Annotated in this window: 14 protein-coding genes and 1 pseudogene; 12 read left to right on the forward strand and 3 right to left on the reverse strand. The window is 61.9% G+C overall.

The annotated features are described in order from the left end of the window. The first annotated feature begins 228 nt into the window (after nucleotides 1–228). The 8 genes and pseudogenes from ACYRGX_RS16815 to bla all read left to right on the forward strand — a co-directional run bounded on the left by ACYRGX_RS16815 (nucleotide 229) and on the right by bla (nucleotide 4,914). Nucleotides 229–1,002, forward strand: coding sequence for a hypothetical protein (locus ACYRGX_RS16815; protein ID WP_473053592.1), 774 nt, complete (start codon nucleotides 229–231; stop codon nucleotides 1,000–1,002). An 86-nt stretch (nucleotides 1,003–1,088) separates the two neighbouring features. Next, complete coding sequence (locus tag ACYRGX_RS16820; protein ID WP_473053593.1) at nucleotides 1,089–1,559, forward strand: hypothetical protein; 471 nt, start codon at nucleotides 1,089–1,091, stop codon at nucleotides 1,557–1,559. Nucleotides 1,560–1,641: 82 nt separating this feature from the next. Beyond that, nucleotides 1,642–1,950, forward strand: a pseudogene (locus ACYRGX_RS16825) (SDR family oxidoreductase); the annotation flags it as partial. Between the two features lie 140 nt (nucleotides 1,951–2,090). Beyond that, the gene (locus ACYRGX_RS16830) at nucleotides 2,091–2,537 is read left to right on the forward strand and encodes a GFA family protein (protein WP_473056715.1); all 447 of its coding nucleotides are present in this window, start codon (nucleotides 2,091–2,093) and stop codon (nucleotides 2,535–2,537) included. A 303-nt stretch (nucleotides 2,538–2,840) separates the two neighbouring features. Further along, on the forward strand, nucleotides 2,841–3,131 hold the full coding sequence (locus ACYRGX_RS16835; RefSeq protein WP_473053594.1) for a YkgJ family cysteine cluster protein: 291 nt from the start codon (nucleotides 2,841–2,843) through the stop codon (nucleotides 3,129–3,131). 57 nt (nucleotides 3,132–3,188) lie between these two features. After that, nucleotides 3,189–3,503 carry a carboxymuconolactone decarboxylase family protein gene (locus ACYRGX_RS16840; protein ID WP_473053595.1) on the forward strand — a complete coding sequence of 105 codons (315 nt, stop codon included), beginning with the start codon at nucleotides 3,189–3,191 and terminating at the stop codon, nucleotides 3,501–3,503. Between the two features lie 60 nt (nucleotides 3,504–3,563). After that, nucleotides 3,564–3,974 carry a lysozyme inhibitor LprI family protein gene (locus ACYRGX_RS16845; protein ID WP_473053596.1) on the forward strand — a complete coding sequence of 137 codons (411 nt, stop codon included), beginning with the start codon at nucleotides 3,564–3,566 and terminating at the stop codon, nucleotides 3,972–3,974. Between the two features lie 61 nt (nucleotides 3,975–4,035). Next, nucleotides 4,036–4,914, forward strand: a complete 879-nt coding sequence (gene bla / locus ACYRGX_RS16850; protein WP_473053597.1) for a class A beta-lactamase — start codon at nucleotides 4,036–4,038, stop codon at nucleotides 4,912–4,914. Here bla and ACYRGX_RS16855 read toward each other — a convergent pair. Then, the gene (locus ACYRGX_RS16855) at nucleotides 4,893–6,587 is read right to left on the reverse strand and encodes a 2-isopropylmalate synthase (protein ID WP_473053598.1); all 1,695 of its coding nucleotides are present in this window, start codon (nucleotides 6,585–6,587) and stop codon (nucleotides 4,893–4,895) included. The two genes, bla and ACYRGX_RS16855, sit on opposite strands and share 22 nt — an antisense overlap. Before the next feature lie 306 nt (nucleotides 6,588–6,893). Here ACYRGX_RS16855 and ACYRGX_RS16860 point away from each other — a divergent pair, with 306 nt between their 5' ends. Then, a complete protein-coding gene (locus tag ACYRGX_RS16860) occupies nucleotides 6,894–7,703 on the forward strand; it encodes an AraC family transcriptional regulator (protein ID WP_473053599.1) in 810 nt (269 codons plus the stop codon). 218 nt (nucleotides 7,704–7,921) lie between these two features. After that, entirely contained in the window at nucleotides 7,922–8,386 is a 465-nt protein-coding gene (locus ACYRGX_RS16865; protein ID WP_473053600.1) for a DUF2846 domain-containing protein, read from the forward strand. Nucleotides 8,387–8,520: 134 nt separating this feature from the next. On the opposite strand, the gene ACYRGX_RS16870 is transcribed toward ACYRGX_RS16865, so the two are convergent. Continuing rightward, the gene (locus tag ACYRGX_RS16870; RefSeq protein WP_473053601.1) at nucleotides 8,521–9,309 is read right to left on the reverse strand and encodes an NAD(P)H-dependent oxidoreductase; all 789 of its coding nucleotides are present in this window, start codon (nucleotides 9,307–9,309) and stop codon (nucleotides 8,521–8,523) included. Nucleotides 9,310–9,394: 85 nt separating this feature from the next. Here ACYRGX_RS16870 and ACYRGX_RS16875 point away from each other — a divergent pair, with 85 nt between their 5' ends. Beyond that, nucleotides 9,395–10,306: a LysR family transcriptional regulator gene (locus ACYRGX_RS16875; protein WP_473053602.1), complete on the forward strand. Its 912-nt coding sequence runs from the start codon at nucleotides 9,395–9,397 to the stop codon at nucleotides 10,304–10,306. A gap of 75 nt (nucleotides 10,307–10,381) precedes the next feature. After that, complete coding sequence (locus tag ACYRGX_RS16880) at nucleotides 10,382–11,395, forward strand: zinc-dependent alcohol dehydrogenase family protein (protein ID WP_473053603.1); 1,014 nt, start codon at nucleotides 10,382–10,384, stop codon at nucleotides 11,393–11,395. 94 nt (nucleotides 11,396–11,489) lie between these two features. Here the strand turns inward: ACYRGX_RS16880 and ACYRGX_RS16885 are convergent, their stop codons facing one another. Beyond that, nucleotides 11,490–12,266 (reverse strand): AraC family transcriptional regulator, encoded by a 777-nt coding sequence (locus ACYRGX_RS16885; RefSeq protein WP_473053604.1) that lies wholly within the window; start codon nucleotides 12,264–12,266, stop codon nucleotides 11,490–11,492. Nucleotides 12,267–12,379 lie beyond the last annotated feature (113 nt).

Here is a 12,379-nt window from a genome sequence, read left to right on the forward strand (position 1 = left end):
CACAAGTTACTAGCGCATGCAGTTTTTGTCGTTCAGTTGCACTCGACAAAACAGGAGCGTGCAGTATTTGCGGCCACTGGGAATACAGAAGCCCGATCGAAGAGTGGTCTGACGACGCACCATTCTAGTAGGTATAACAAATGGTTCAAATCGCTCGCTTCGCTCACTGGGACCGGCTAAAGCCGGCCCCTTAACCAAACGTTATACGCAAACAAGATCGGAGCACCGATGGGCCAGGTAAAAATTATCGGGGAGATTGAGGGCTTTGATCGCGTCCTCTATGACTCAACAGCCAAGTGGGAAGGCTTTTGCCTGTCAGTTATCGAAGACGGTAAAGCGGAGTTTCAAATATCAACTGACGGAATAGATACCATTGAACAAATATCCGACACAATTAAATCCGCACGCGAGCAGGTCGAGCGCTTCATACTAGCCGTTGAATGGGCATTTGGGCACGAACTGAGTTACAAGATCCACATTATTGAAACGCCACCCTTCAACTCTGAGGCAGGACTTTTTGAACTCAGAGATAGCTTGAGCATCTTGGACTATGCCGCGCTTGAAATAACACCCAAAGGCGCTCCAGCAGCTCTCCCGCAAATTCCTCTAGAAGCAAAACGATTGATCCAAATTTGGACTGAGTTGACGAAGCTTAGTGACTATGTCGAAGAACAGCTTCGGAGACAATACTTAATAATTGAAGAGCTATGGCAGGAGTACAATCAGGTTCTTGATGCACACCAAAGGGCAGAGAAAAGAAACATTAAATTAATTAGAGACTTTGTCTCTCACGCAAGCTGTTGCAATGTCGATGTGGTTTCTTTAGTTGAGCGTGACTTGCCTTCAGCAGTCGAGATAACATCCAACGCAAAGTGTGTTCGATTTAAGAGAACGATAGAGCATAGAAATTACATATCCAGATTTGAAGCAAGGTCAAGAGAGATTGCTAGAGCCTTGGCAGATGCCAAAATACGGCAACTTGGCGTCATTTCAGGCGTATAACAACTGGTTCAAACCGCTCGCTACGCTCACTCGGGACCGGCTAAAGCCGGCCCCTTAACCAAACGTTATGCACCAAGGAGTAGTCTGTGGCTTCCCGTCAAGACATAGAAAACTTTTTCTATGAAATTGCCCCAAAAGTCATGATGGGGTTAGATGACTCAGGCACACCAACAAGCGAAATACTAAAAATTCATCTAATGACTGAAGTAATCCTCGAGGAAATAATCAGAAAGGTTCTCGGCATTAATGCTGACGCGACTCTCGAAGAAGAGCTTCGCTATAAACAGAAGCTTGCAATATGCGCAAAACTCAAGCTTGAAGATCTATCACCAGCGTTGCATACAAACGCCGCTGGATCACTAAAAAAACTTAATAAAATACGTAACGATGCAGCCCACGATATAAATTTCGAGGTGTCTGCTGAAAATATTGAGAGGCTTTTTGTTGGCGATATCGGAAAAAACAGAAACGATAACGTCCGCAATGGTGGTGTCGACATAAAGCTCAGCAGTTACAAAGCTGCTATCTACATCCATATGCTCAACCATCAGGCTTGAGCGCATAACAATGAACAAAAAGGGGACAGACTTATTTTTGGGGCTGTGCTTGGCCTGAATAAATAAATCTGCCCCCTTTTCCCCGCGAAATCATACTAAAAGCGTTGCCTTGTACTGTGCGCAACAGAACTTGAAGGTTCGCTGTAATTCCATTCATCCTGCAGCAATTCTGACGCCCATGTGGGAACCGATGCTCGGCAGTGGGCCTGAGCGTGAGGCAAATATGGCCCTGTTCGTCAGAGATACACCGCTAAGGCGTTTCGGTTCGCCCGATGAAGTAGCCTGTGTTGCTGTCATGTTAGCTTCCGATGAAGCTGGCTATTTGACCGGAGCGGAGATAAATATTGACGGTGGCATTCTTGCGGGTTCAGCCGGAGTACCTGCGCAATGATGTCTAAGCAAACGCAGCACTCGCGTCCTTACTGTCGCCGGCACGCCAATCCGCTGTGCGACTCGTTATCCGAGTGCTTTGCGTTATGTGCCATGCTGTGTGAGTATCCGCTCTAAGCACCTTGAACTTGAGGTTGGAATATAGTGAGCAAAATCAAAGGTCATTGCCGTTGTGGGCGGGTCGCATTCGAGGTCACCGAAAAGCCCGTGATCACGATGGCTTGTCACTGCACAGGGTGCCAGCAAATGACGTCAAGCGCGTTTAGCCTGAGTTCGCTATTTTCAAGCGCTGCCTTTTCGGTCACGGCGGGAACGCCTGTCATCGGGGGACTGCATGGGAGTACGCGCCACTTCTTCTGCGGGCATTGCATGAGTTGGTTATTTACACGCCCGGAGGGAATGGATGACTTTGTAAATGTACGCTCAACGATGTTAGAGGACTCTCGAAGCTACAAGCCTTTCATCGAAACTTATACAGATGAAAAACTAGCATGGGCCACCACCAGTGCAAAGCATAGCTTCAGCAAGTTTCCGCCCGAGGAAAAACTCCCGGAATTACTCCGAGAATACGCTCAAGAGCGAGGATGAGCATAACGTCACAGAATACCACCATTCAGCACATAACAAATAACTGCAGCGGACGCTCTGGCAGCTATCGTAACCCAGCGAGGCACTTTCAAGAGCGAGGTATTCGCGTTGCTAGTGGTCTTCCACGTTTACTTTAATTTTGTCGACCTAGATTCTCATATCGTTAGCAACGCGGAAGCCTTTACGTGCTAAAGCTCGGCCTTTAGCCAGCCTCCATGGCTCACAAGGCAAGTGGCTTCAGAAATAAGCTTATTCATATTGAATTTACGCTATCATGCACGACCTTCCACCCCGTAGCCACCCATGCTTATACCTACAAAAACACTTCCCGCCTCCGATATATCTTGCTCAAACTGCAAAGCGTGCTGCTGCCGTCTTGAGGTCATGCTTATCTCGGATACTGGCGTACCGGAAGAATTCATCGCACGTGACCCGTATGGCGGTGAAACCATGAAGCGATTAGAGGATGGCTGGTGTGCGGCTGTAGATAGAGACACGTTCATGTGCCAAATCTATGAAAATCGCCCGTGGATATGCCGCGAATTCGAAATGGGCTCCGATGAGTGTCTGGACGAGCGGATCGAGTTTATATAAACAGTGCGCCGGCGTTGCTATTGTTCGACGACTCCCTTCCTTACCGAGATCAACGCCATGGACAACACCCCCAGCCCCGCCTTCCAAACCTTTCTGCAAGAGGCCCCAGCCCATGCCCACGCCTGGTTCGGCGCGGTACAGGGACTGGAGCAGGCCTGCGCGCTGGACGGCAAGACGCAGGCCCTGGCCTATCTGGCGGTTCTTTCGGTGCTGGGGCTCGACAGTGGCATTCCCTTTCATGTTGGACTGGCGAAGGAAGCGGGTGCGAGTCGGGAAGAAGTGATCAGCGCCGTGCTGCTCGGGCTGCCGGCGGCGGGTAACCGGGTGGTCGGTGCGTTGCCCGTCGCGCTGAAGGCCTTCGATGGCGCTTGATAGCGTGTGGGCAGGGCACGCATTACCCAACGGCAACTTCAGCACTCAGCCAGGACCTCCATGATCCGTCCAATCGTCGCAGCCCTCCTCCTCAGCGAGCTACTCATCGGCACGGCTCACGCCGGGTCGCCCCGGCAAGCAACCTGCGGCACGGCGAACACCGAGACCGAGATGTATCAGTGCTTCAACGATCAGTTGCAGACGACGCAGGCGCGCATGCAGGCGGCGTATAAGTCGCTCATCGAGCGATACAAGCAGAATGGGACGTCACCGGGGCGCGACATCGAATCCCAGGACCGCTATCTGGAGGCCTCCCAGGCCGCCTGGATCGAGTATCGCGACAAGAGCTGCGACTTCGAGACCTATGAGTCCATTACCGGCACGGGTTTCGGGACGATATACACGGCCTGTCTGCTGGAGAAGACCCAAGCACGGGCCGAGTATCTGCAGCAGCAGGTCGATCAGCCCTGAGCGGCTCGGTCCCTTCGCTACACTCAGCGCCAATCCTCGCAACGGCCGACGTCATCACGCCATGTCCCTGAAGCGCTTCATCGCCACCGTCGTCGTGTTCTGGCTACCCGCGGCTTGCTTCGCCGAGGCGGCGGATCTGGCACCTGTCGAAACGGCGATCCATGACGTGGAGAAACGACTCTCCGCCCAGGTCGGCGTGGCCATTCTGGATACGGGCTCGGACGCACTCTGGAGCTACCAGGGCGAGCGCCGCTTTGCCATGGCCAGCACCTTCAAGACGCTCGCCTGCGCGAGGCTGCTGAAGAACGCCGAGCACGACGCCGCCTTGCTGGACACTAAAGTGCCGGTGCGCCGCGAGGCGCTGGTGAGCTATTCCCCGGTGATCGAGCGCTATGTCGACCAGTCCGTCAGCCTGCGCCAGGCCTGCACGGCGACGATGCAACTGAGCGACAACACGGCCGCGAATCTGGTGCTGGCAGCCGTTGGCGGCCCCGCCGCGGTCACCGCCTTCCTGCGTGAGCAAGGCGATGCCGTGACCCGACTCGACCGCAACGAGCCCCAGGTGAACGAAGCGCACCCCGGCGATCCACGGGACACCACCACGCCCGAGGCCATGACCCGCACCCTGCAGCGCCTGCTGTTCGGCCCCGCGCTGTCGCTGGACAGCCGTCAGCAGTTGCTGCAGTGGATGCGCGACAACCAGGTCAGCGGCAGCCTGCTGCGTTCGGTGCTGCCCAGCGGCTGGCAGATCGCCGACCGCTCGGGCGCCGGCGGCTTCGGCGCGCGCGGGATCACCGCCGTGCTCTGGCAGGATTCGCGCGCACCGCTGATCGTCTGCCTCTACCTCGGCCAGACCGAGGCCACGCTCGCCGAGCGTGACCTGGCCATCGCCGAAATCGGCCGGGCGATCTTCGCCGCCTACGCGTCCACTGCGCCCTGAGCGAGCAGCCGTTCGCGGCTCGGCGCGAAGCGCGACACCGCCGCCAGCAGCGCCTGCAACGAGGCACGCAACAGGTTGCCATCGCTACCGGCGCCGAAGCGTGAACCGGGCTGCCCCGGCCAGCTGACTTCCACCAGCGCCAGCGCACTGGCCTCGCTGCCGCCGCCCAGGCTGTGCTCCTGGTAGTCATCGATACGCAGGGGTAGATCGAGCGCAGCCACGGCGGCGGCCAGCGGGCCGTTGCCCTCACCCCGCAGGCTCATGCGCCGGCCGGCGACTTCCACGTCCAGCTCGATCAGTTGCCGCTCGCCTTCGTCGTGCAGGCGATGGCTGCAGTAGACCAACTCGCCGCCCGCCCGTGCCGGCGCCAGGTAGGTCTGCTGGTAGAGCTGCCAGAGTTCGGCGCTGGACAGCTCGGTCTCGCTGCTGTCCGCCTGCTTCTGCACGAGGGCGCTGAATTCCACCTGCTGACGGCGCGGCATCTGCACGCCGTGGTCGCGCTGCAGCAGGTAGGCGATGCCGCCTTTGCCGGACTGGCTGTTGACCCGCACGATGCTGTCGTAGGTGCGACCCAGGTCCTGCGGATCGATCGGCAGGTACGGCACCTGCCACAGGCCGTTCGGGTCCTGCGCGGCGAAGCCCTTGGCGATGGCGTCCTGGTGCGAGCCGGAGAACGCGGTGAATACCAGGTCGCCGACGTAGGGATGGCGGGGATGGATCGGCAGGCCGGTGCAGGCCTCGGCCACCCGCGCCACGCCGGCGATATCGGAGAAGTCCAGGCCGGGGTAGATGCCCTGGGTGTAGAGGTTCAGCGCCAGGGTCACCAGATCCAGGTTGCCGCTGCGCTCGCCGTTGCCGAACAGGCAGCCCTCGACCCGCTGCGCACCGGCCAGCAGCGCCTGCTCGGCGCAGGCCACGCCGGTGCCACGGTCGTTGTGCGGATGCACCGACAGCACCACGTGCTCGCGCCGCGCCAGGCGCCGGTGCATCCACTCGATCTGGTCGGCGAAGACATTGGCGGTGCTGACCTCGACGGTGGTCGGCAGGTTGATGATGATCTCCCGTCCGGGTCCGGCGTCCCAGGCCGCGATGGCGGCGTTGCAGATGCGCAGTGACACCTCCAGCTCGGCCATGCAGAAGGTCTCCGGCGAGTATTGCAGCACCCACTCGGTCTGCGGGTGTGCGGCGGTCTGCGCCTTGAGTAAGTGGATATGCCGCACCACCAGCGCCTCGACCTCGTCCACCGAGAGCTTGAACACGACGTCGCGCCAGACCGGCGCGATGGCGTTGTACAGATGCACGATCACCCGCCGCGCGCCGGCCACGGCCTGCACGGTCTGCGCGATGAGGTCTTCACGCAGTTGGGTCATCACCATCGGCGTGACGTCGTCGGGGATGCCGCCCTCATCGATCAGTTGGCGGATGATGTCGAAGTCGGTGCGTGAGGCGGCGGGAAAGCCCACCTCGATTTCCTTGAAGCCCAGGCGCACCAGCTCGCCGAACAGGCGCAGCTTGCGCTCACGATTCATCGGCTCGAACAGCGCCTGGTTGCCGTCGCGCAGGTCGGTGGAAAGCCAGGTGGGCGCCTGTTGCAACCGCTGCTGCGGCCAGCGGCGGTCAGGCAGGTCGACGGAAGGAAACGCGCGGTACTTGGTGTGCGGATTGCTCAGCATGGGAACGCCTCGATGGGAACAGGTAAAACCTGATCTCCCCTGCCTGCGCGGCAGGCTGTTCGAGGCCGGGATCGGGGGGAGATCAGCGGCGCGTGGCGATCACGCACCGGATCGGACCCCGGCCTGGGCTCAGGGCTAGTAGCAGGTTGGCAAGGATGGACATGGCAGCGTCTCCCGAAATGAGAGGCCAGCTTAGCGGGACGAAATCCGACCACCTCACGCTAAATGGACGATCCCTGTCGCAAAATGGACAATCCGTGGGCACGTCGCTAGCCTGTCTCGCTTCCCCCTCCTCAGCCGCTCCCTATGGTCGATCACACCGCGTTGCCCTACGAATCCCTGGCCATGCCGGTCACCGGCGTGGCCATCGACTACCCCAGCGGCCACCAGATTGCCGCGCACAGCCACCCACGCGCGCAACTGATCTACGCCATCGAGGGCGTGCTGGTGGTGGATACCCCGGCCGGCCGCTGGGTGACGCCGCCCACGCGCGGCGTGTGGCTGCAGGCCGGCTGCGAGCACGCCTTGCACATGCGCGGCGTGACCCGCGTGCGCAGCCTGTTCGTCAACCCCGACGCGGCGCCGGGACTGCCCGCGGGCAACTGCGTGATCGACGTCAGTCCTCTGCTGCGCGAGCTGATCCAGGCCGCCACCCTGGTCCCGGCGCAGTACACCAGCGATAGCCGCGACGGTCGCCTGATGCGTCTTCTGCTGGATGAGCTGAGCAGCCTTGCGGTACTCCCGCTGCACCTGCCCTGGCCGGACGATCCGCGCATCGCCCGGGTCTGCCAGAGCCTGGCGGACAATCCGGCGCAGAGCGAGCCAGCCGAGCACTGGGCGGCGCAGTTGGCGATGAGCAGCAAGACCTTCCACCGCCACTTCCAAAGCAGCACCGGCATCACCTTCGGCCGCTGGCGCCAGCAGGCGCGTCTACTGCTTTCCCTGGAGGCCCTGGCGCAGGGCCTGTCGGTGCTGGAAGTCGCGCTACAACACGGCTACGACAGCCAGAGCGCCTTCGCCGCCGCCTTCCGCCGTCAGTTCGGTGTGACGCCTTCAATGTTCTATCGAGACAGCGGGATATCTACCGCACCGCCGGCCAACCGAACCTCGAATTAACGCAACGCTACCCTTTCCACCCGCGTCCAGATAAGCTCCCCGCGCCCGGCGCCGGGCAAGGAAAATCCCGGCCCGAGATCCCGCTCAACCCGCGTCCCTCGACAACCGGTATGAGCGCTCAAGCGCCAGGTGCTCAAGGGTCAAAAGGAGCGCACCTGCTCTCCTGCTCGGCCACATTCGCCCACGAAGGGTATTTCGACACCAGGAAGGTCGTTGCAATGAAATTCGCCGCAGTCTTCGCAGCCAGTGCTGCAATTCTCCTCACCGGTTGCGCATCGGTCGACATGGCTCCCCAGGCCGAATCCGTCAAAGCCAAGGAATTCGCCGCCCCGACCCAGGGGAATGCCGGTATCTACATCTACCGCAACAGCTTCGTGGGCAAAGCCCTCAAGAAGGACATCTGGGTAGATGGCAAATGCATCGGTGAGAGCGCGCCGGACGTGTTCTTCTACACCGAGGTGGAGGGAGAGAAGATCCATACCGTGGAAACAGAGTCGGAATTCTCGCCCAATAAACTGGAAATGATGTTCAAACCTGGCAATACCTACTTCATCCGTCAATTCATCAAGATGGGCGTACTCTCCGGTGGCGCAGACCTCGAGCAGGTCTCCCCCGAACAGGGCAAGGCAGACATCGCCGCACTGTCCCTGGCCAAGACCGGCAACTGCAGCTCCGCGCGCTAAACACGAAGCTGCCTGCTCCCGCGCCAGCCGCGGGAGCTTTGCCACGATCCAGTACGGCCGTGGCAGCAGAGAATGAGGGCCGGGTTTATTTATCAGCGCATGACGGCCTGAGAAACAGCTCTGCTGCGAACGCCTCAACCCGCCTCCCCGCCCACCCGGTGAATGTCCAACCCTGCCCGTCCCACCGCCAACTCCGGCCGCAAGGTCAATTGCGGAATCAGGTAGTCCCCGCCGTTCTGTCGGCGAAAGGCGATCGGGGCGTCCGTCCACAGACCATCGAGCCGTCGCTCCAGGTCACGACAGGCTGTCGTGAAACCGGCGGTGTCGACCTTGCTGGTGCGATAGATCGCGAACGGCGGCAGTACCTCGAAGCCGGGGTAGAAGAGGATGCCGTGCTGGATGGGGAAGAGGATGTCATCCAGCGCACCGTTGATGCCCCGCGCACTGTAATGCGAGGCCCAGCCACCCATGCTGACCATCAGCATCGCGCGCTTGCCGACCAGGCGTCCTTCGCCGTAGCGATCGCCCCAGTGCGTGTCGGAATGCTCGCCCACGCCATAGGCGAAGCCGCAGGCATAGACCCGGTCGACCCAGCCCTTGAGGATCGCCGGCAGGCCGAACCACCACAGCGGGAATTGCAGGATCAGCGCATCGGCCCAGAGCAGTTTGTCCTGCTCGGTGGCGATATCCGCAGCCTGGGTGCCGTTGGCCAGCGCCAGCCGCGAGGACTCGGAGGGATCGAAGCGCTCGGCCGACACCGCGCTGCTGTCAGCGGCATCGAGCACCGCCTTGAACCCCATCGCATAGAGGTCCGAGACCTGCACGCGGTGCCCCTGCTGCTCCAGGTGGCGGACCGCATGGTCCTTGAGTGCGCCGTTGAGCGAGCGTGGTTCGGGGTGGGCATAGACGATCAGGACATTCATGGCAGAGCTCCATTGGGAATGGGCCTCATGATGCTGCTAGGCTCTCTCATTGCAGAAATGAATATCTTGAATCCCAGGTATACCGATGCATGATTCCTTGCGACGCCTCGACCTGAACCTGCTGGTCACCCTCGATGCGCTGCTCGCCGAGCACAACGTGACCCGCGCGGCGCAGCGCCTGCATCTGGCGCAACCCACGGTGAGCGTGCAGCTGGCCCGCCTGCGTGATGCCTTGGGTGACCCACTGTTGCTGCCCGGCCCACGGGGCATGCGCCCCACCGCCCGTGCCGAAGCGCTGCGCGCGCCGTTGCGCCGGGCGTTAGAGGCACTGCACCAGGCGCTGGCCGAGGAGGAACGCTTCGAACCGGCGCAGGCGCAACACACCTGGCGCGTCGCCGCGACCGACTACACCGAGACGACGGTGCTGCTGCCCAGCGTTGCTCGCCTGCGCCGCGAGGCGCCCGCCACACGCCTGGCAGTGATCGACCTGACACCACCTGACCTGCTGCGCCAGGCCGAAGCCGGCGAGCTGGACCTGGCCTTCCACATCGCCAGCGACGCGCCACCCGGTCTGCGCCAGCGCAGCCTGTTCAGCGAACGCTACGTGCTGGCGGGACGCGCCGATCATCCGGCGCTGCAGCGGCCCCTCACCCTCGATGCGTTCTGCGCGCTGGAACACGTCATCGTCTCGCCCGACGGCGGCGGCTTCAGCGGGCCGACCGACGCCGCGCTGGAGCAGCGCGGCCTGAAGCGTCGCGTGGTGCTCTCCGTCCCGCGTTTCAGCAGTCTGCCGGCCCTACTGGCGGCCAGCGATCTGGTGGCGATGCTGCCGCAGCGCCCGGTGCTGGAAAACCCCTCATTGAAAACCGTCGAGCCGCCCCTGCCCGTCAAGGGCTTCGAGATGCTCATGCTGTGGCCCGAGCGCGTGCATCGCGATCCTGCTCACCGCTGGCTACGGGAGGTGATCGCCGCCAGTCTTGCGGCGCCCGACGTTTAAGCGGTCTCAGGTTCGCGCTACCCTTCCCGACGCGCCTTAGCATGGCGCGACCGCAGGCCTACAGGAGGACACCCCATGAAAGCCATGACCCTCACCGCTCCCGGCGGTTTCGAGCGCATCACCCTCAGCGAACTGCCCGACCCGGGCCAGCCCGGCCCCGGAGAAATCCGCGTGGAGATCCAGGCCAGCTCGCTGAACTACCACGACCTGCTGGTCGCCAGCGGCCTGGCGCCGAACGAGGACGGGCGCATCCTGATGTCCGACGGCGCCGGTGTAGTCGAGGCGGTGGGCGAAGGTGTCAGCGAATTCGCCGTGGGCGATGCGGTGGTCTCGGTGTTCTTCCCCAACTGGTCGGCCGGTCTGCCCTTCGACGGCGTCGGCCACTTCGGCCACACCCCCGGCGACGGCGTGCAGGGCATGGCCGCCGAGTACGTGGTACGTCCAACCGCGGCCTTCACCCTGGCGCCGAAAGGCTGGAGTCCCGCTGAAAGCGCGACCATCACCACCGCCGCGCTGACCGCCTGGCGCGCGCTGGTGGTGGATGGTCAGCTCAAGGCCGGTGAAACCGTGCTGACCCTGGGCACCGGTGGCGTATCCATCGCCGCCCTGCAGTTGGCCAAGGCCATGGGCGCGCGGGTGATCGTGACGTCGTCCTCGGACGAGAAGCTGGAACGCGTGAAGGCCCTGGGCGCCGACGCCGGCATCAACTACAAGACGCATCCCGATTGGGCGCAGCAGGTTCTGTCGCTGACCGACGGCCAGGGCGTCGACCACGTCGTCGAGCTGGGCGGCCCCGGCACCCTGGCGCAATCCATCGAGACGGTGAAAGTCGGCGGCCACATCGCTCTGATCGGCGTGCTCACCGGCTTCCAGGGTGACGTGCCGACTGCCACGCTGATGCGCAAGCAGGCACGCCTGCAGGGGCTGATCGTCGCCAGCCGCAGGGACCAGCAGGACTTCGTCGCGGCGCTCGAGCAGACCGGCATCCGTCCGGTGATCGATCGCACCTTCACCTTCGGCGAGCTGGCCGCCGCCTTCGAATACCAGAAGAACGCCCAACACTTCGGCAAGATCTGCCTGGCCTGGTAACAGCGGCATGGGGCGCTCAGCGAACCGACGCGCTACCGCGGGGCGGCGTCATGTTCGGGGGGCTGCTCAACGCACGCAATACGCCACGCCGCGCTCACTCCGCCAAGCGCGACCGGGCGCCCGTGCGGGCGCGGTACTGTCCGGGCGTTTCGCCGATCACCGCCTTGAAGTCGTGGATGCAATGCGCCTGGTCGGCGTACCCGGCCGCGAGCGCTACGTCCAGTAGCGAGGCGTTCTGCTGCAACTGCAGGCGTACCCAGGCGACGCGTTGAATGCGGGCGTACTGCTTCGGTGTGAGCCCCACCTGATGACGAAACTGCCGCTCCAGTTGGCGCTGCCCCAAGGGCACCTCGCGCAGCAGCTCGGCGATTCGCCCTCGCCCCTGACTCAGGCGGATTTCACCCAACAACTGCTGCACCGGCGAGCGTCCCGGGCTGCTCGCCGCCAACCGCCGCAGCAACACGGCTTCCAGCAGCGCCTGCTGCTCGACTTCGACAAGCGGCTCCAGAATCTCCGCCAGCGATGCGAACTCCGTCTGAGGCAGATCGACATTGAAGCCGCTGAGGGTATCCAGTCCTGTTCCCAGGAAGAACGCGCCGGCGCCCGCTTGAAAGCGCACCCCCATCAGTCGCGAGGAGCGATTCAACCGTAGCTGGCTGCTGCTCAACTGCGGCCCTGCGACCAGCAGCGACTGGCCGACCTGCAGGCCGTCGAGCCATAGCGGCTGAGCGAAATTGAACAACAACCCGCTGGCGCCATCCGGATGCAGCCGCTGCGCATCGAGCGAATCCGCCGCCACCTCCAGCCACCAGAAGTGCTGCACGTACGGACGCAACGCCGCGCAGGGCAAGCGACTTTTGAATCCGGACAAGTGGGGCTTATGCAGCGCTGCGCTGGCCACCGGGGCACCTCGCGAAAGATGTCGAATTTCTACAATAGCGCGTTCCGACGCCCCAGTAGGCTGGCTCCATCATTCACAGAGGA

The sequence above is a fragment of the Pseudomonas sp. R4-15 genome (genome assembly GCF_055768815.1).